Source organism: Streptomyces griseobrunneus (genome assembly GCF_046713465.1).
GTDB lineage: Bacteria > Actinomycetota > Actinomycetes > Streptomycetales > Streptomycetaceae > Streptomyces > Streptomyces microflavus.
On the sequence record NZ_CP177080.1, the window covers coordinates 3,263,251 to 3,279,746 of the forward strand.

Here is a 16,496-nt window from a genome sequence, read left to right on the forward strand (position 1 = left end):
TCACCGGGAAACGGCCGGACCATTCCCCCTTCTCAGGGCAGGAGGGGATGATTTCGCCCCGGGGAAAGGCGCAAATGCGCTGTTCTGCCGACTCTCAATTCCCTGTCCGGGAACGGAAAAGCGAATTCTTCCCATTCCCCGGTTCAGCCGCCGAGCAGCTCCACGTGCACATCCGCCGGGTATCCGGTGTCCGGTCCGGTCCTGCGCGCGAACTCGCGGACGCCGGCCAGCTGGTCCGGGCCGAAGCGGAAGTCCAGGGTCGTGAAGTACTGCTCCAGCACCCCGGCGTCGAAGGCCTCCCAGCGGGCCGCCTGCTCCGCGACCTTGGTGACCTCCTCCAGGGAGAGGTCCCGGGAGGCGAGGAACGCCTCGTGCACCTTGGCCGCCGTCTCGGGGTGGGCGGCCAGGAAGTCCTTGCGGGCCGCCCAGACGGCGAAGACGAACGGCAGCCCCGTCCACTCCTTCCACATCTGGCCCAGGTCGTGGACCTGGAGCCCGAGGCGGGGGGCGTCGTGCAGGTTGGCGCGCAGGGCGGCGTCGCCGATCAGCACGGCCGCGTCCGCCTCCTGCATCATCAGCCCGAGGTCGGGCGGGCAGGTGTAGTAGTCGGGCCGGACCCCGTAGCGCTCGGCGAGCAGCAGCTGGGCCAGGCGTACGGAGGTGCGCGAGGTGGAGCCGAGCGCCACCCGGGCCCGGTCGAGCTGGTCCAGCGGAAGCTGGGAGACGATCACGCAGGACATCACGGGGCCGTCGCAGCCGACCGCGATGTCCGGGAAGGCCACCAGGTCGTCGGCGTTGCGGAGGTACTCCACGAGGGTGACCGGGCCGATGTCCAGGTCCCCCCTGATCAGCTGCTCGCTGAGCCTCTCCGGGGTGTCCTTCGAGAGCTCCAGGTCGAGCAGGGTCCCCGTACGCGCCAGGCCCCAGTAGAGCGGCAGGCAGTTCAGGAACTGGATGTGGCCGACGCGGGGCCGGCTGCGACGGTCGTCGCTGTCACCGGCGGAGGCTTCACTGGCTGAGACGGTTGAATTGTCCACATCGCGAGGCTAGACCCGCCTCCGGCGGCCGGCACCACCGGGGCGTCCCGGATGCTCTCCCGGAGGGGCAATCAAACGTTCGGGGGAAGTGATCTTGCCCTCTACCGCTCTCCGGAGACTGCGTGCTAGGCTCGCCCGCAAGTTGCAGTTTGGTTTCCCTTGCAGTACAGAGCCTGCGGAGCATGTAACCCGCAGGCTTTTGTAGTTTTCAGACTTGTTTGCAGGTTCTGGAGCAGGGCAACCCTTTGGCCCAAGGAGGGCTTATGGCTACCGGAACCGTCAAGTGGTTCAACGCTGAAAAGGGCTTCGGCTTCATCGCCCAGGACGGCGGCGGCCCGGATGTCTTCGTTCACTACTCCGCGATCAACGCCTCCGGGTTCCGCTCTCTTGAGGAGAACCAGCAGGTGACCTTCGACGTTACTCAGGGACCCAAGGGTCCGCAGGCTGAGAACGTCATCCCGGCCTAGTTGCCCGGGTCGGCCGATCGCGGCCGTACATAGCAGTACCCAAGGAGCCCCGCTCCCCCGCTTCGGCGGAGGAACGGGGCTCCTGCCTGTTCCCGGGCCGCCCTTACGACCGGTACCGCTTGACCTTCACACCGTGTGAAGCCGTGCAGTGGGAGCCATCATGTTCACCATCGGAGACTTCGCCAGGTACGGGCGGGTGTCGCCCCGGATGCTGCGTCACTACGACGCCATCGGGCTGCTGCGCCCGGACCGTACCGACCCCGCCACCGGCTACCGCTTCTACGGCGCCGCCCAGCTCGCCCGGCTCAACCGGATCATCGCGCTCAAGGACCTCGGCTTCACGCTTCAGCAGGTGCGGGCCGTCCTGGACGAGCAGGTGGGTCCGGAGGAGCTGCGCGGGATGCTGCGGCTGCGCCGGGCGGAGCTGGCGGAGGCGGTGGTGGCCGCTTCGGCGCGGCTGGCCCAGGTCGAGGCGAGGCTCCGGTCGATCGAGAGTGAGGGGCACATGCCTGCCGACGACGTCGTGATCAAGACCGTTCCCGCGGTCCGGGTGGCCGAGCTGACCGGGACGGCCGCAAGCTACGAGCCGCAGCACATCGGGCCGGTGATCGGTCCGCTGTACGAGGAGCTCTTCCCGCTCCTGGAGGGTGCCGGCCTCCGGCCCACCGGGCCGGGGATCGCCCGGTACGAGGACGCCCCCGGGGGCGGCGGCGCGATCGTCGTGCACGCGGGGGTGACGGTGGCGGCCCCGGTGGGCCCGGTCGGCGGGACCGGGGTGAGCGTGGTGGAGCTGCCCCCGTTCGAGGCGGCGACGGTCGTGCACCGGGGCGCGATGGACGACGTCATGCCGACCGTGCAGACCCTGGCCCGCTGGCTGGACGCCAACGGGTACCGGTCCACGGGGTACACCCGTGAGGTCAACCTGGAGTGCCCGCCGGACCGCGGTCAGTGGGTGACGGAGCTCCAGGAGCCGGTGACGAGGGTCTGACGGCCCCGCTGTACGGGGAGGGCCCGCGCCGCCCTCCCCGTACAGCCGCACCTAGCTCTGCCGGGCTCCCGCCCAGAGTCCGTCCTCCGTCAGCCCCAGCAGGTCGATCGCGTTGCCTCGGACGATGCGGTCCACGACGTCCGGGGCGAGGTGGCCCATCTGTGCCTCGCCGACCTCGCGGGACTTGGGCCAGGTGGAGTCGGAGTGCGGGTAGTCCGTCTCGTACAGGACGTTGCCGACGCCGATCGCGTCCAGGTTCTTCAGTCCGAAGGCGTCGTCGAAGAAGCAGCCGTGGACGTGGTCCGCGAAGAGCTCGGACGGCGGGCGATGGACCTTGTCGGCGACGCCGCCCCAGGCCCGGTTCTCCTCCCAGACGACGTCGGCGCGTTCCAGGATGTACGGGATCCAGCCGATCTGGCCCTCCGCGTACATGATCTTCAGGTTGGGGAAACGTTCGAACTTGCCGCTCATCAGCCAGTCGACCATCGAGAAGCAGCAGTTGGCGAAGGTGATGGTGGAGCCGACGGCGGGCGGGGCGTCGGCGGAGGTGGACGGCATCCTCGACGAGGAGCCGATGTGCATGGCGATGACGGTGCCGGTCTCGTCGCAGGCCGCGAGAAATGGATCCCATTCGTCCGTATGTATGGACGGCAGCCCGAGATGGGGAGGTATCTCGGAGAACGCGACCGCGCGCACGCCCCGGGCCGCGTTGCGCCGGACCTCTGCGGCGGCGAGCTCCGCGTCCCAGAGCGGGACGAGGGTGAGCGGGATGAGGCGGCCGTGCGCCTCGGGGCCGCACCACTCCTCCACCATCCAGTCGTTGTACGCGCGCACCCCGAGCAGCCCCAGTTCACGGTTCTTCGCCTCGGTGAACGTCTGGCCGCAGAAGCGCGGGAAGGTCGGGAAGCAGAGGGCGGACTGGACGTGGTTGACGTCCATGTCGGCGAGCCGGTCGGGGACCGAGAAGGAGCCCGGCCGCATCTGCTCGTAGGTGATGATCTCCAGCTTGATCTCGTCCCTGTCATAGCCGACGGCGGTGTCCAGGCGGGTCAGCGGCCGGTGCAGGTCCTCGTAGACCCACCAGTCACCCACCGGCCCGTCGTCCCCCTTGGCGCCCATCACGGGCGCGAACTTTCCGCCCATGAAGGTCATTTCCTTCAGCGGTGCGCGGACGATGCGCGGGCCGGAGTCGGCGTACTTGGACGGGAGCCGGTCCCGCCAGACATGAGCGGGCTCCACCGTGTGGTCGTCCACCGAGATGATCTTCGGGAAGGTCTCCATGCGTTCCACGGTAGCGCCGATCTGACGAACCGTCAGCTAGCGTGCGCACATCAGCACGGGGCACGCCTCCCCGCAGGGCTCCCCGCACGGTTCCCCAATCGTTGTCGAGGGCTTGTGCAGAGCGTCACCCACTGCTGACGAGCCCGCCCGCGACAAGGCAGACTGTTGAGCGCGATACCAGCGGTACCGAGCAATCCGGATGCACACCGCACTTCGACGCATCAGCGGACAACGGGCGGACATTCGGACACCGGCACCAACCGCAGAGCCCGCTGAAGAGCAGGGCCGGCAGGCGAGCAGGACAGGGGGCATCAATGGACCGTGACCACGGGCCACGCGTGCGCGTACCGGAGCAGCGCGCTCCGGAGGAACCGGGGGCCGCCGACTCCCTCAGGTTCACCGTCCTGGGTCCCGTACGTGCGTGGCGCGGCGCGGAGTCGCTGCCCTCCGGCTCCCCCCAGCAGCGCGCGCTGCTCGCCGCCCTGCTCCTGCGGGAGGGCCGGACGGCCACCGCGGGCGAACTCATCGACGCGTTCTGGGGCGAGGACCCGCCCTCGCAGGCGCTGGCCACGATCCGTACGTACGCCTCCCGGCTCCGCAAGATCCTGGGGCAGGACACCCTGGTGAGCGAGGCGGGCGGGTACGCGCTCCGGACCGGGCGCGGCGCGCTCGACCTCACCCTGGCGCAGGACCTGGCCGCCGCGGCGGAGAAGGCGCGGGCCGGGGGGAACCGCCTCCAGGCCCGCACCCTGATCAACAAGGTGCTGGGCCTGTGGGACGGCGAGGCGCTGGCCTCCGTCCCCGGGCCGTACGCGGAGAACCAGCGCACCCGGCTGGAGGAGTGGCGCCTCCAGCTCACCGAGGCCCGCCTCGACCTGGATCTGGAGGTCGGCAGCCACGCGGAGGCCGTCTCCGAACTCACCGCGCTCACCGCCGCCCACCCGCTGCGGGAGCGGCTGCGCGAGCTGCTGATGGTGGCGCTCTACCGCAGCGGCCGGCAGGCGGAGGCGCTGGCCGTGTACGCGGACACCCGGCGACTCCTCTCCGAGGAGCTGGGTGTCGACCCGCGCCCCGAACTGGCCCAGCTCCAGCAGCGCATCCTGCGGGCCGACGAGGAACTGGCCCGCCCGGCCGACGAACCGGCCCCGGCGGCCGCGCCTTTGAAGCCCGCGCAGCTTCCGGCGACCGTGCCCGACTTCACGGGACGCGACTCCTTCGTACGGGACCTGGGCGCCCAGCTCGCCAGCGCCGAGGGTTCGGTGATGGCGGTCTCCGCCCTGGCCGGGATCGGCGGCGTCGGCAAGACGACGCTGGCCGTCCACGTCGCCCACCAGGCCCGCCGGCACTTCCCCGACGGGCAGCTCTACGTCGACCTCCAGGGCGCGGGGGCGCGGGCGGCGGAGCCGGAGACGGTCCTCGGCTCGTTCCTGCGGGCGCTCGGCACGGCGGAGTCGGCGATCCCCGGCACCCTGGACGAGCGGGCCGCGCTGTACCGCTCGACGCTGGACGGCCGCCGCATCCTCGTCCTCCTCGACAACGCCCACGACGCGGCCCAGATCCGCCCGCTGCTGCCCGGGACGCCCGGCTGCGCGGCGCTGGTGACGAGCCGGGTGCGGATGGTCGACCTGGCCGGGGCGCATCTGGTGGACCTGGACGTGATGTCGCCGGACGAGGCGCTCCAGCTCTTCACCCGGATCGTGGGGGCGGAGCGGGTCGGCGCGGAGCGGGAGGCGGCCCTCGACGTGGTGGCCGCCTGCGGGTTCCTCCCCCTCGCCATCCGCATCGCCGCCTCCCGGCTGGCGGCCCGCCGCACCTGGACGGTCTCCGTCCTCGCCGCCAAGCTCGCCGACGAGCGCCGCCGCCTGGACGAGCTCCAGGCGGGCGACCTCGCGGTCAAGGCCACCTTCGAACTCGGCTACGGCCAGCTGGAACCGGCCCAGGCCCGCGCCTTCCGCCTGCTGGGCCTCGCGGACGGCCCGGACATCTCCCTCGCCGCCGCGGCGGCCCTGCTGAACCTGGAGCCGCACACTGCGGAGGACCTCCTGGAGGCCCTGGTCGACACGTCCCTCCTGGAGTCGGCCGCCCCGGGCCGCTACCGCTACCACGACCTCGTACGCCTCTACGCGCGTGCCTGCGCGGAACGGGACGAACAGCCGCCGGTGGAAAGGGAGCTGGCGCTGTCGCGGCTGCTCGACTTCTACCTGGCGACGGCGGCGGGGGTGTACGCGCTGGAGCGGCCGGCCGACCGGCTGGTGGACCACCTGGAGCCGACGGACCACCCCGGGCTCACGTTCGGCAGCCGGCAGGCGGCGCTGGACTGGCTGTACACGGAGGCGAGCCCCCTGCTCGCCTGCGTACGCCGGTCCTGCGAACCCTCCACCCTGCGCCGGGGCGTCGACCTGCTCTGGGCGGCCCTGGACCTGGGCGAGTCGGGGGCGAACGCGAAGCAGTACGAGACCGCCGCCATCGTCCTGCTGGAGGCGGCCAGGGCGAGTGGCGACCGGCGCTCCGAGGTCCGGGCCCTGGTGACCCTGGCCGATGTCCACCACACGTCGGGCCGGTTCGACCAGGCCGAGCAGGAGGCGGAGAGCGTGATGCGCCTGGTCGAGGCCGACCAGGACCCGCTGCCCGCCTGCTGGGCGTCGAACGCCCGGGGCATCATGGCGCTCTACCAGAGCCGCCACGACGACGGGGAGCGGTACTTCAACCAGGCCATAGACAACTTCCGCTCCATCCAGGACCGACCGGGCGAGGCCAGCGCGCTCTGCAACCTCTCGCGCATCCACCTGGCGACCGGCCGCACCGACAGCGCGGTGGCCCTGGCCGAGGAGGGCACGGCCGTCTACGACAGCATGGGCCACGCCCTGCGGAGCGCCAACGGCCGTTACGCGCTGGGGATGGCGCTCACCCAGAGCGGCAGGTTCGCCGAGGCGTCGGAGCGGCTGCTGGAGGCGCTGGACGTCTTCCGCGCCAGCCGGCAGCGGCTGTGGGAGGGGATGACCCTCTTCCGGCTCGCGGAGGTCGATCTGACGGCGGGGAACGCGACGGACGCGGCGGTCAAGGCGGAGCAGGCCCTCACCGCCCTGCGGGGCATCGGCGGCGAGTGGCGCCGGGGCAACGTCCTCACCGTGCTGGGCCGTTCCCTCGCCCAGATCGGCCAGTTCGGCCGGGCGGACGTCTGCTGGCGCGAGGCGCTGGGCATCTATGACGCGCTCGGCTCGCAGGAGGCGGCCGAGGTCCGCTCGCTGCTCTCGTCGGCCGCCACGACCTCGCCCTCGTAGCCCCTCCCGGGCCCTTCCGGCCCCTCCGGCGCGGGTGTTCATCATTCGTTTATCGCGACCGGCCAGTCTCATGCCTGTCGATCCGTCGCGTCGGGGGGCAGACGGGCTGACGGTGAGGCCGCGACGTAAGGTGAGCGGCCCTGAGGGGCCCGCCCGGCAGTCCACGGGGGAACAGCCGGGCGGGCCCTCTCATCAACCGGAAACGAAGTACTGCCAAGGGGAGAACAGCGATATGGCTGACGCGAAGAAGAACCCGGTCATCAAGCCGCAGGACATGCACGCCACCGGCGGCGAGACGACCAACGGCGACATGCACGCCACCGGCAGCCCGCTCGAGCCGAAGGACATGCACGCAACCGGCGGGGACACCACGAACGGCGACATGCACGCCACGAGCGAGCCCGCCAACTAGACCTTCACGACGGGGGACGGGGGATACGGGGGAGGTACGGGGGAGCAGCCGCGGCGGCGCGGAGGGGGAGCCGTCGCGGCTGCCGTACACCGAGGGGCCCGAGCCTGGGGATGGGCTCGGGCCCCTCGGGCGTGTGCGGGCGATGCGAAACCTCCGCCCTATGGCATTGAAAATGCCAAAGTGGGGCCATGGCTGAAGCTCTCGACTTCCCCCCGGAGACGGCCCCAGCAGCGGCATCTCCGTCTCCCTCACCGCTGGCACCCTGCACGCGATCCGCGAGCGGGTCGGCAAGCGGGGCGTCTCGGCGTATCTCGAAGCAGCCGCGCAGCGGCAGATCGAACGCGACAACCTGGACGAGCTCCTCGCCGACTTCGAGAAGGTAAACGGGCCGACCGACCCTGCCTCGGCGGCCGACAAGCGCGCCAAGCTGACGAGCAACCCGCCCGAGGCCGGAGCGGCCGCGTGAGCGGAGCCCTGGTACTCGACAGCGAAGGACTCGCTCAGGCCGTCCTGCGCAGCCGCGAGGTGCAGGAATGGCTGGAGGCGGACCGTGCCGCAGACCTCCCGGTCATCACCTCGGCAGTGATCCTGGCCGAGGTGATCCATCCGCGGACCAATACCGCCGCCCACTCCTGGACGCTGTCACATCTGCGCGTCGAACCGGTCAGCCAGGCCATCGCGCAGTCCGCCGCGGCCCTGCTCATGAACGCCGGGCTGCACGGCCACAAGTACGCCATCGATGCACTTCTCTGCGCCACCGCCCTGTCGCATCCGGGTCGGATCACGATCCTGACGTCCGACATCGAGGGCATCGAGCTCCTCACGGCCGACCACCCTCGCGTGACAGCGGAGAAAGCCTGACGGACCCCGTCCCTGCCTACGTACCTACCCCCGCCCCCGCAGCTCCCCCTTCACCACCTTGCCGCTCGCGTTGCGCGGGAGCTCCGGGACGAACTCCACCGTCCTCGGGACCTTGAAGTTCGCCATCTCGCGGCGGGACCAGGCGATCAGGTCGTCGGCCGTGAGCGTGGCGCCCCGGCGGCGGACCGCGTACGCCTTGCCGACCTCGCCGAGGCGCGGGTCGGGGACGCCGACGACCGCCACGTCGGCGATGTCCGGGTGGAGGCCGAGGAGCTGTTCGATCTCGGCCGGGTAGGCGTTGAAGCCGCCCACGATGAACATGTCCTTGATCCGGTCCGTGATCCGCAGGTTGCCCGCCTCGTCCAGGACGCCCACGTCGCCGGTGCGGAGCCAACCGTCCGGGGTGATCGTGGCGGCCGTGGTCTCCGGGTCCTCGAAGTAGCCGCTCATCACGTTGAAGCCCCGCACCTGGATCTCACCGGGCTCCCCGGGGCCGGCCAGGACGCGGAGCTCGGTGCCGGGGATCGCCCGGCCGGAGGTGGTGGCCACGGTCTGCGGCGCGTCGCCCCGGCGGCACATCGTGACGATGCCGCTCGCCTCGGAGAGGCCGTACGCCGTGAGGACCGTGGCGATGTGGAGTTCGCCGCGCAGGCGCTCCACCAGCCGCAGGGGGACCACCGCCGCGCCCGTGACCACCAGGCGCAGGGCGGACAGGTCGTGGGAGTCGCGGGCCGGGTGGTCCAGGAGCGACTGGTGGAGGGTGGGCGGGCCGGGCAGGACGGAGATGCGTTCCGCCGCGATGTTCGCCAGCACCGTGTCCACGCCGAACACCGGCTGCGGGACCATCGTGGCCCCCCGCATCAGGCAGGCGATGATCCCCGCCTTGTAGCCGAAGGTGTGGAAGAAGGGGTTGACGATCAGATAGCGGTCGCCCTCGCGCAGCCCCGCCATGTCGCTCCAGATCTCGTACGCGCGCAGCGTCTGCGCGTGCGTGATCACCGCACCCTTGGGGGCGCCCGTGGTGCCCGAGGTGTAGATGATGTCGGAGGGGTCCGAGGGGACGACGGCGGCCTCCCGTTCCCGTACGGCGGAGGACGGCACCCCCTCCCCCGCCGCCAGGAAGTCCGGCCAGCTCGTGTAGTCCTCCGGCGCGGTCTCCGCCAGCACCACCACCCGCTCCAGGTCGGGCAGCTTCACCTCCGCCCGGCGCAGGGACGCCACGTACGACGTGCCCAGGAACGTGCCGGTGACGAAGAGCAGCCTGGCCCGGCTGCGCCGCAGGATGTGCGCCGCCTCGGTCCCCTTGAAGCGCGTGTTGAGGGGGACCAGCACCGCACCGGCGGTCACCGCCCCGAGCGCGGAGACGATCCAGTCCAGCGTGTTCGGGGCCCAGATCGCGACCCGGTCCCCCCGCTCCACCCCGGCGGCCATGCACGCGGCGGCGGCGCGCTCCACCCGGTCGCCGAGTCCGGCGTACGTCAGGCGGGTGCGGCCCTCGACCACCGCCTCCGCCGGTCCGTACCGCCGCGCCGCCTCCCGCACCAGCCCCGGGATGCTGCCCCACTCCTCGTCGCCTCGCATCGTGTGCCCTTCCTGTCCCTGACGCCGACAGACACCGTGCTCCGAACGTCTCATACGGTCCATAGGAGCTGACTATCCGTCAGATTAGCGGTAGCCTCTGCCGCTGTCAGCAGGCGCGACGGTGCGGGAGGTTGGCGGATGGCGACGCTCAAGGACGCGACAGCGATAGCCGGGATCGGGCAGACGGCGTTCGCGAAACGGCTCCCGGAATCCGAGAAGACCCTCGCCTGCCGGGCGATCCTGGCCGCCCTCGACGACGCGGGCATCGCACCGTCGGAGGTCGACGGCTTCGCCTCGTACACCATGGAGGAGACCGACGAGGTGGAGGTCGCCAAGGCGATCGGCGCCGGGGACGTCACGTTCTTCTCCAAGGTGGGGTACGGGGGCGGCGGCTCCTGCGCCACCCTCGCCCACCTCGCCGCCGCCGTCGCCACCGGCCAGGCGAGCGTCGGGGTCGCCTGGCGGTCGCGCAAACGCGGGTCCGGGCCCCGCCCCTGGAAGAACACCGCCGTCCAGCTCCCCACCCCCGCCCAGTGGACCCGCCCCTACGGGCTGCTCCGGCCCGCCGACGAGATCGGGATGCTGGCCCGGCGGTACATGCACGAGTACGGGGCCACCCGCGACCACCTCTTCAACGTCGCCCTCGCCTGCCGCAACCGGGCCAACCAGAACCCGGCCGCGATCATGTACGACCGGCCGCTCACCCGCGAGATGTACATGACCTCCCGCTGGATCAGCGAACCCCTCTGCCTCTTCGACAACTGCCTGGAGACGGACGGGGCGTTGGCCTGTGTCATCGTCTCCGCCGAGCGCGCCCGCGACTGCCGGCGGAAGCCGGTCTACCTGCACTCCGTCGCCCAGGGCCTGCCCGCCCAGCACCACGGGATGGTCAACTACTGGAACGACGACCCGCTCACCGGGCCCGCCTGGACAGCCGCCCGACAGCTTTGGAAACAGGCCGACTTCGGGCCCGAGGACGTCGATGTGGCCCAGATCTACGACGCGTTCACCCCGCTCGTCCCGCTCTCCCTGGAGGGGTACGGCTTCTGCGCGCGCGGCGAGGGCGGGGCGTTCACCGAGGGCGGGGCGCTGGAGAGCGGCGGGCGGCTGCCCATCAACACCGGGGGCGGCGGGCTGAGCGAGGCGTACGTCCACGGGTTCAACCTCATCACCGAGGGCGTCAAGCAACTGCGCGGCACCTCCACCGCCCAGGTGCCGGACGCCGCCACCTGCCTGGTCACCGCCGGTGAGGGCGTACCGACATCGGCCGTTCTGCTGCGGAACTGAGGAGTTGAGGAGATGGGTGTGAACGATTCCCTGCTGCTTCCCGTCGTGGACGAGGACGGGGCGCCCTTCTGGGAGTACGCCGCCCGGGGCGAGCTCCGCGTCCAGGCGTGCGCCTCCCCCACCTGCGGCGAACTCCGCTTCCCGCCGCGGCCGTGCTGCCCGCACTGCGGCTCCTTCGACAGCGAGTGGCGGGCGATGAGCGGGCGCGGCCGGCTCTGGTCGTACGTGATCCCGCACCCGCCGCTGCTCCCCGCCTACGCCGAACAGGCCCCGTACAACGCGGCGTTGGTCGAGCTGGCGGAGGCCCCGCACATCCGGCTGGCCGGGAACGTGGTCGCCTCCGCCGACGCGGCGCTGAACTCGGTGGCCCCGGGGCGGCTGCGGATCGGGGCGCCGGTGCGGGCGGTGTTCTGCCCGGTGGGGCCCGACGGTTTCACGCTCGTACGCTGGCTGCTGGAGCGGTGAGCGATGGCCCTGCGGATCGAGCGGGACGGGGAGCGCGGGGTGGCGCTCGTCACCCTGGACCGGCCGGAGAAGCTGAACGCGATCGACCTGAGGACGGCCGAGGAACTCGCTTCGCTGTGGCGGGAGTTGCGGTACGACGAGTCGGTGCGGGCCGCCGTCCTCACCGGGGCCGGCACCCGCGCCTTCTGCACCGGGATCGACCGGGGCGTGAAGGTCCCGCAGCCCCCGTCCCCGTACGCGATCGACGACCCCCTCCTGCGGATCGGGCCCAAGGCGAACGACCTGTGGAAGCCGGTGGTCGCGGCCGTGGAGGGGATGGCGTGCGGCGGGGCGTTCTACCTGCTGGGCGAGGCGGAGTTCATCGTCGCCTCGCGGGAGGCCACCTTCTTCGACCCGCACACGACGTACGGGATGGTCTCGGCGTACGAGGCGATCGCGATGGCCCAGCGGATGCCGTTCGGGGAGGTGGCCCGGATGTCCCTGATGGGCACCGCCGAACGGGTGAGCGCGGCGCGGGCGTACGCGATCGGGATGGTCAGCGAGGTGACGGAGCCCGGGGGCGCGGTGGCGGCGGCGCTGCGGGCGGCGGCCGTGATCGCCGGGTACCCGACGGGGGCGGTGCAGGGCACGGTCCGGGCGGTCTGGTCGGCGAAGGAGGCCGCCCGTACGCAGGCGCTGGCCCAGGCGCCCGCGCTGATCGCGCTGGGCAACCTGACGCCGGAGCGACAGGCGGAGCTGTTCGAGGGGCGGGGCGGGGGCGGTGCGCCAGGGGTCCGGTGAGCCCGGCCCCTGGGCTCGGAGCAGCTGGGCTCAGAGCAGCTGGGCTCAGAGCAGCTGGGCCGTGACCTCGCACCGCTTGACCTCGGAGACCCTTCGGGGGCTCTCCATCCGCACGGTGAGGTTGCGTACGTCGCCGGCGTCGAGCGTCGTCGTGGTCTCGGCGGTGTCGACGGTGTTCCCGCGGGCGTCGTAGAACGTCACGTCGACCTCGTACGTGTGCGAGCCGGTGTCCTTCGACCGGAGCTCGACGACGGACGCGGTGACCGCCTTGCGCTTGCCCTTGCGGGGCTGGGCGCAGCGGATCACCCGGACGGCGGGGCCGTCGGAGGCGGTGGGCGTCGGGGTTCCGTAGGAGGAGCCGGACGAGCCGGACGAGGAGTTGTCGTCGTAGTCATCGTCGTCGTAGTCGGTGTGGCGGTAACCGCTGTTGCTCTTCTTGGAGTTGGAGCAGCCGCCGCCCGAACTGCTGCTGCCCTTGCTCTTGCCGCCCTTGCCGCCGCTGGTGGAGGTCGAGAATCCGGTGAGCGCGAGCACCACCACGACCAGGACCGCCGCGAGCTTCATCTGTCGCCGCATCATGGATGCAGCCCCCCTTGTGTCGTTCCTCGTGTGCTGTCGTTTCCCGTGCTGACGTCCCACAGCATGCCGGATGCCCTCGGCCTGTAGGTCATGGCCCTGTCACGGTCCGGTCATGGTCTGCGGGGCGGGGCATCCTTACGCGGGGCGGCGGCGTCCGCGTGGCGGGGGTGATCGTCCCGGCGTAGCGTCGGCGGTGCGGGGGTGTTCGCCGTACGCCGTTGGAGGCTGACGATGATCCGCAACATCCTCGGTTCACTCGTCGCCCTGGCCGGGGCGGCATCCGCGGTGCTGAGCCCGTTCCGCGACTGGTACGACGGGCGGGCGGGGCAGGACTACCGGGTGCGGGACCTCTTCGGGGGCATCACCGCCACGGAGTCGGGGGTACTGGTCTCGATCCTGCTGCCGTTCCTGTTCGCGGCGCTGCTGGTGATCGCCGGGGTGGTGCTCCGGTCGCGGCTCGCCGTCGCGATGGCGGGGCTGGTGGTGCTGGGCTTCACGATCCTGTGGATGGTCCGCCAGGGGCAGGCGGAGGGGGCGCTCACGGTGGGCGGGGACGGGGCGGGGCTGCAGGTGGGGGTGGCGAACGCGTTGGCGGGTGGGGTGCTGATGCTGATCGGGGCGTTGCTGATGAGTGGGCGGGGGGCTCGGTCCCGGTCCAAGGCCCGGGCTCGGCGGGAGCGGGAGCCTGTGGAGCCGTATGCCGCGCCGCCGGCCGACCAGGTGGACACGTGGCCGCCGACGCAGGAGCCGGGGATGTCGACGCATACGTCGCCGTGGCCGGAGCCGGAGGTGGACCCGTACACGGGGCCCGATCCGCATGACCCCCGTACGCGGTCGTATCCGCAGGCGGAGCGGGGGCCGGAGCCCGGGGATCCTCGGGACCCGGTGCATCCGCCGCACCGGCCTCCGGAAAGGTGACGGTCACCCCGTCAACGGTTCCGTCCTCAAACGCCGGACCGGCTTGGAGCGCTCAGGTGCGGGCCCTGTTCCCCGTGCCGGTGCCCTTCAGGGCGTCCAGGGCGTACACACAGCGGTCCTTGCTGCACGCGTACACCACCCCCGCCCGGGCCACGGGTGAGCCCGTGATCTCGCCGCCCGTCGCCAGCTTCCAGCGGAGCTGGCCGCCCGCCGCGTCCAGGGTGTAGAGCACGTGGTCCGCCGAGCCGAAGTGGACCCGGCCGTCCGCCACGACCGGGGAGCCGACCACGTCGCCCCCCGCCGCGAAGCGCCACTTCGGGGTGCCGGTCACCGCGTCCAGGGTGTAGAGCGCGCTACCGCTGCCCACGTGCACGTTGCCCACCGCGACGAGCACCGGTTCGACGGAGGCGCGGGCCTCCGTGGCGATGCGCCAGCGGTCCTTGCCGGTCGTCGCGTCGAGCGCGTACACCGTGCCGAGGTAGTCCGCGAGGTAGACCCCGCCCCCGGTCACCGCCGGGCCCGGCGCGAACGCGGGCGGGGACAGGAAGACCGCCGGGGACTCGAAGTGCCACCGCACCCGGCCGCTGACGTTCTCCACGGCGAGCACCCGGGTGCCCGCCGCCACGTAGACGTAGCCGTCGGGGGCCGGGGTCACCCGGACCGGGACGCCGCCGCAGGAGGCCGCGTCGCCGATCGGGTACGACCAGCGCTCCAGGCCCGTACGGGCGTCCAGCGCGCGCAGCCGGGCGTCCTGCCAGACGTAGACCGTGCCGTCGTGGATGACGGGCGCGGCCTCCACCGTCTCGAAGTCGCTCTGGACGCCGGTGATCTCCCACAGCTTGTCGCCGTTGGACGCCTCCCACCCCTGGACGCCGCCGCCCCGGGTCGCGGTCAGCACCGTGCCCCGGTCGGCCTTGAGCGCGTACACCCAGGCGTCGGTGCGGACCCGCCACTGCTCGGTCCCGGTCGCCGCGTCCAGGGCGTACAGGGACGGGCCGTCCGAGGCGTGGATGCGGCCGCCCTCGACGGCCATCGCCCAGGCCACGTCCCGGGTCTTGAACTGGCGCCGTCCGTTGCCGACGTCCAGCGCGTGGATCTCGAAGGACGTCACGTACAGCAGGTCACCGGAGACGACGGGCGTCCCCCACACGTCGTTGGACATGCGGAAGCGCCAGGGCCGCCAGCGGTCCGGGGCGGCGGGTGAGGCGTCCGGGGCGGGCCCGGGAGCCGGTACGGGCGCGGTGGACGCCGGGTCCGAGCCGTTCAGCCCGGCCGGCGGGCGGACCCAGCCCGTCGCGGCGGCCGGATGCGCGGCGGCGGCCCCCCGCCCCTCCCCCGCACGCGGCCCGGGCCCGATCGCCGCCTTCGCACCGGGCAGGTGGACGGGGCCGCCGTCCGGAGAGGGCGCCGGGGACGACACCGGCGCGGGCGAGGAGAGCGGGGAGGGCGAGCGCAGGTCGCCGCCGCTGCGCCAGTCGGGACCCCGGTCCGGCGCGCGCGGGGGCTGCGGAGGGCGCGGCGGGGGCGCGGAAGGGGCGGCGGGCGGGGCGGTCCGGCCGCCTCCCCTGCGCCGTTCGATCATGGCCGTGGCCGGGGACGGCAGCCAGGCCGACGCCGTACCGCTGTCGTCGCTGCCGGAGGCGAAGAGGTGCGGGGCGAGCTGGGCCTGGAGGTCGGCGGGGCTGGGCCGCTGGGTGGGGTCCATCTGCATGCAGGACTCGATCAGCGGCCGCAGGTCGTCCGGCAGCCCCTCGGTGTCGGGCCCCTCGCGCAGCAGCATGAACACCGTCTCGACCGGGTTGGCCCCGTGGAAGGGGGCGTGACCGGTGGCGGCGAAGACGAGGGTGGAGCCCAGCGAGAAGATGTCGCTGGCCCCGGTGACGCTGCGCGAGTCGCGGGCCTGCTCGGGCGACATGTAGGCGGGGGTGCCGACGGCGACGTTCGTCATGGTCAGGCGGGTGTTGGAGACGCCGGAGGCGATACCGAAGTCGATGACCCGGGGGCCGTCCTCCACCACGAGGACGTTGGAGGGCTTCATGTCGCGGTGGACGAGCCCGGCGCCGTGGATGGACTGGAGGGCCTCGGCGATGCCGGCGGCCAGCCAGCGCACGGCCTGGGTCGGCATGGGGCCGCACTCGTTCACTATTTCCTCGAGCGAGGGCGCGGGCACATAGGCGGTGGCCAGCCACGGCACGGCGGCGCGGGGGTCGGCGTCGACCACGGCGGCGGTGTAGAACCCGCTGACCGCGCGGGCGGCCTCCACCTCGCGCGTGAAGCGGACCCGGAAGAGCTGGTCCTCGGCGAGCTCGGTCCGTACCGTCTTGATCGCCACCCGCCGGCCCGACGCCGACCGGGCGAGATAGACCAGCCCCATGCCGCCGGCCCCGAGCCGTCCCAGCACCTCGAACGGGCCGATCCGTCTCGGGTCGTGCTGCGTCAGCTGCTCCATCACGTGCCTGCCACCTCCCCGTACGGACCTCAGGAACGAAGCCCGCGAATTACCACCCGTCACCGCCCGGTGCGATTCCCGGCCTGCGCAGCGTCTCACCACTGGGCACC

At 72.3% G+C, this 16,496-nt stretch carries 15 protein-coding genes; 10 read left to right on the forward strand and 5 right to left on the reverse strand.

The annotated features are described in order from the left end of the window. Window positions 1-143: 143 nt before the first annotated feature. The gene (locus ACK8N7_RS14660) at window positions 144-1,037 is read right to left on the reverse strand and encodes a menaquinone biosynthetic enzyme MqnA/MqnD family protein (RefSeq protein ID WP_403216704.1); all 894 of its coding nucleotides are present in this window, start codon (window positions 1,035-1,037) and stop codon (window positions 144-146) included. 263 nt (window positions 1,038-1,300) lie between these two features. Here ACK8N7_RS14660 and ACK8N7_RS14665 point away from each other — a divergent pair, with 263 nt between their 5' ends. Together ACK8N7_RS14665 and ACK8N7_RS14670 are read left to right on the forward strand one after the other, a co-directional pair. Further along, window positions 1,301-1,504, forward strand: coding sequence for a cold-shock protein (locus ACK8N7_RS14665; RefSeq protein ID WP_015610594.1), 204 nt, complete (start codon window positions 1,301-1,303; stop codon window positions 1,502-1,504). A 160-nt stretch (window positions 1,505-1,664) separates the two neighbouring features. Next, window positions 1,665-2,492: a MerR family transcriptional regulator gene (locus ACK8N7_RS14670; RefSeq protein ID WP_403216706.1), complete on the forward strand. Its 828-nt coding sequence runs from the start codon at window positions 1,665-1,667 to the stop codon at window positions 2,490-2,492. Between the two features lie 51 nt (window positions 2,493-2,543). Here ACK8N7_RS14670 and ACK8N7_RS14675 read toward each other — a convergent pair whose 3' ends face one another. After that, window positions 2,544-3,773 carry an amidohydrolase family protein gene (locus ACK8N7_RS14675; protein ID WP_403216708.1) on the reverse strand — a complete coding sequence of 410 codons (1,230 nt, stop codon included), beginning with the start codon at window positions 3,771-3,773 and terminating at the stop codon, window positions 2,544-2,546. Window positions 3,774-4,087: 314 nt separating this feature from the next. Between ACK8N7_RS14675 and afsR the strand changes: the two genes are divergently transcribed. The 4 genes from afsR (at window position 4,088) to ACK8N7_RS14695 (ending at window position 8,327) form a co-directional block, all read left to right on the forward strand. After that, window positions 4,088-7,054, forward strand: a complete 2,967-nt coding sequence (afsR, locus tag ACK8N7_RS14680) for an SARP-family global regulator AfsR (RefSeq protein WP_403216710.1) — start codon at window positions 4,088-4,090, stop codon at window positions 7,052-7,054. Window positions 7,055-7,286: 232 nt separating this feature from the next. Next, the gene (locus ACK8N7_RS14685; protein WP_403216712.1) at window positions 7,287-7,466 is read left to right on the forward strand and encodes a hypothetical protein; all 180 of its coding nucleotides are present in this window, start codon (window positions 7,287-7,289) and stop codon (window positions 7,464-7,466) included. Between the two features lie 235 nt (window positions 7,467-7,701). Further along, window positions 7,702-7,932, forward strand: coding sequence for a hypothetical protein (locus ACK8N7_RS14690; protein WP_403216851.1), 231 nt, complete (start codon window positions 7,702-7,704; stop codon window positions 7,930-7,932). Then, entirely contained in the window at window positions 7,929-8,327 is a 399-nt protein-coding gene (locus ACK8N7_RS14695; protein ID WP_500442651.1) for a DNA-binding protein, read from the forward strand. The genes ACK8N7_RS14690 and ACK8N7_RS14695 overlap by 4 nt, the downstream gene beginning before the upstream one ends. Window positions 8,328-8,351: 24 nt before the next feature. On the opposite strand, the gene ACK8N7_RS14700 is transcribed toward ACK8N7_RS14695, so the two are convergent. Then, window positions 8,352-9,908 (reverse strand): FadD3 family acyl-CoA ligase, encoded by a 1,557-nt coding sequence (locus ACK8N7_RS14700; RefSeq protein ID WP_500442653.1) that lies wholly within the window; start codon window positions 9,906-9,908, stop codon window positions 8,352-8,354. A gap of 138 nt (window positions 9,909-10,046) precedes the next feature. Between ACK8N7_RS14700 and ACK8N7_RS14705 the strand changes: the two genes are divergently transcribed. Genes ACK8N7_RS14705 through ACK8N7_RS14715 form a run of 3 tightly spaced genes read left to right on the forward strand, consistent with a single transcriptional unit; the run spans window position 10,047 to window position 12,440 of the window. Next, on the forward strand, window positions 10,047-11,195 hold the full coding sequence (locus tag ACK8N7_RS14705) for a lipid-transfer protein (RefSeq protein WP_403216718.1): 1,149 nt from the start codon (window positions 10,047-10,049) through the stop codon (window positions 11,193-11,195). A gap of 12 nt (window positions 11,196-11,207) precedes the next feature. Next, window positions 11,208-11,660, forward strand: a complete 453-nt coding sequence (locus ACK8N7_RS14710; protein ID WP_500442656.1) for a Zn-ribbon domain-containing OB-fold protein — start codon at window positions 11,208-11,210, stop codon at window positions 11,658-11,660. 3 nt (window positions 11,661-11,663) lie between these two features. Then, on the forward strand, window positions 11,664-12,440 hold the full coding sequence (locus ACK8N7_RS14715) for an enoyl-CoA hydratase/isomerase family protein (RefSeq protein ID WP_500442658.1): 777 nt from the start codon (window positions 11,664-11,666) through the stop codon (window positions 12,438-12,440). A gap of 45 nt (window positions 12,441-12,485) precedes the next feature. Here ACK8N7_RS14715 and ACK8N7_RS14720 read toward each other — a convergent pair whose 3' ends face one another. Further along, window positions 12,486-13,019: an FxLYD domain-containing protein gene (locus tag ACK8N7_RS14720; RefSeq protein ID WP_500442660.1), complete on the reverse strand. Its 534-nt coding sequence runs from the start codon at window positions 13,017-13,019 to the stop codon at window positions 12,486-12,488. 231 nt (window positions 13,020-13,250) lie between these two features. Here ACK8N7_RS14720 and ACK8N7_RS14725 point away from each other — a divergent pair, with 231 nt between their 5' ends. Then, window positions 13,251-13,937, forward strand: coding sequence for a hypothetical protein (locus ACK8N7_RS14725; protein ID WP_403216726.1), 687 nt, complete (start codon window positions 13,251-13,253; stop codon window positions 13,935-13,937). Window positions 13,938-13,989: 52 nt separating this feature from the next. On the opposite strand, the gene afsK is transcribed toward ACK8N7_RS14725, so the two are convergent. Then, complete coding sequence (gene afsK, locus ACK8N7_RS14730) at window positions 13,990-16,386, reverse strand: protein serine/threonine kinase AfsK (RefSeq protein WP_403216728.1); 2,397 nt, start codon at window positions 16,384-16,386, stop codon at window positions 13,990-13,992. Window positions 16,387-16,496 lie beyond the last annotated feature (110 nt).

Coding starts and splice junctions, on each gene's coding strand:
- ACK8N7_RS14705 (WP_403216718.1), top strand. CDS start 10,047: ATGGCGACGCTCAAGGACGCGACAGCGATAGCCGGGATCGGGCAGACG.
- ACK8N7_RS14700 (WP_500442653.1), bottom strand. CDS start 9,908: ATGCGAGGCGACGAGGAGTGGGGCAGCATCCCGGGGCTGGTGCGGGAG.
- afsK (WP_403216728.1), bottom strand. CDS start 16,386: ATGGAGCAGCTGACGCAGCACGACCCGAGACGGATCGGCCCGTTCGAG.
- ACK8N7_RS14670 (WP_403216706.1), top strand. CDS start 1,665: ATGTTCACCATCGGAGACTTCGCCAGGTACGGGCGGGTGTCGCCCCGG.
- ACK8N7_RS14715 (WP_500442658.1), top strand. CDS start 11,664: ATGGCCCTGCGGATCGAGCGGGACGGGGAGCGCGGGGTGGCGCTCGTC.
- ACK8N7_RS14710 (WP_500442656.1), top strand. CDS start 11,208: ATGGGTGTGAACGATTCCCTGCTGCTTCCCGTCGTGGACGAGGACGGG.
- ACK8N7_RS14675 (WP_403216708.1), bottom strand. CDS start 3,773: ATGGAGACCTTCCCGAAGATCATCTCGGTGGACGACCACACGGTGGAG.
- ACK8N7_RS14665 (WP_015610594.1), top strand. CDS start 1,301: ATGGCTACCGGAACCGTCAAGTGGTTCAACGCTGAAAAGGGCTTCGGC.
- ACK8N7_RS14685 (WP_403216712.1), top strand. CDS start 7,287: ATGGCTGACGCGAAGAAGAACCCGGTCATCAAGCCGCAGGACATGCAC.
- ACK8N7_RS14720 (WP_500442660.1), bottom strand. CDS start 13,019: ATGATGCGGCGACAGATGAAGCTCGCGGCGGTCCTGGTCGTGGTGGTG.
- afsR (WP_403216710.1), top strand. CDS start 4,088: ATGGACCGTGACCACGGGCCACGCGTGCGCGTACCGGAGCAGCGCGCT.
- ACK8N7_RS14725 (WP_403216726.1), top strand. CDS start 13,251: ATGATCCGCAACATCCTCGGTTCACTCGTCGCCCTGGCCGGGGCGGCA.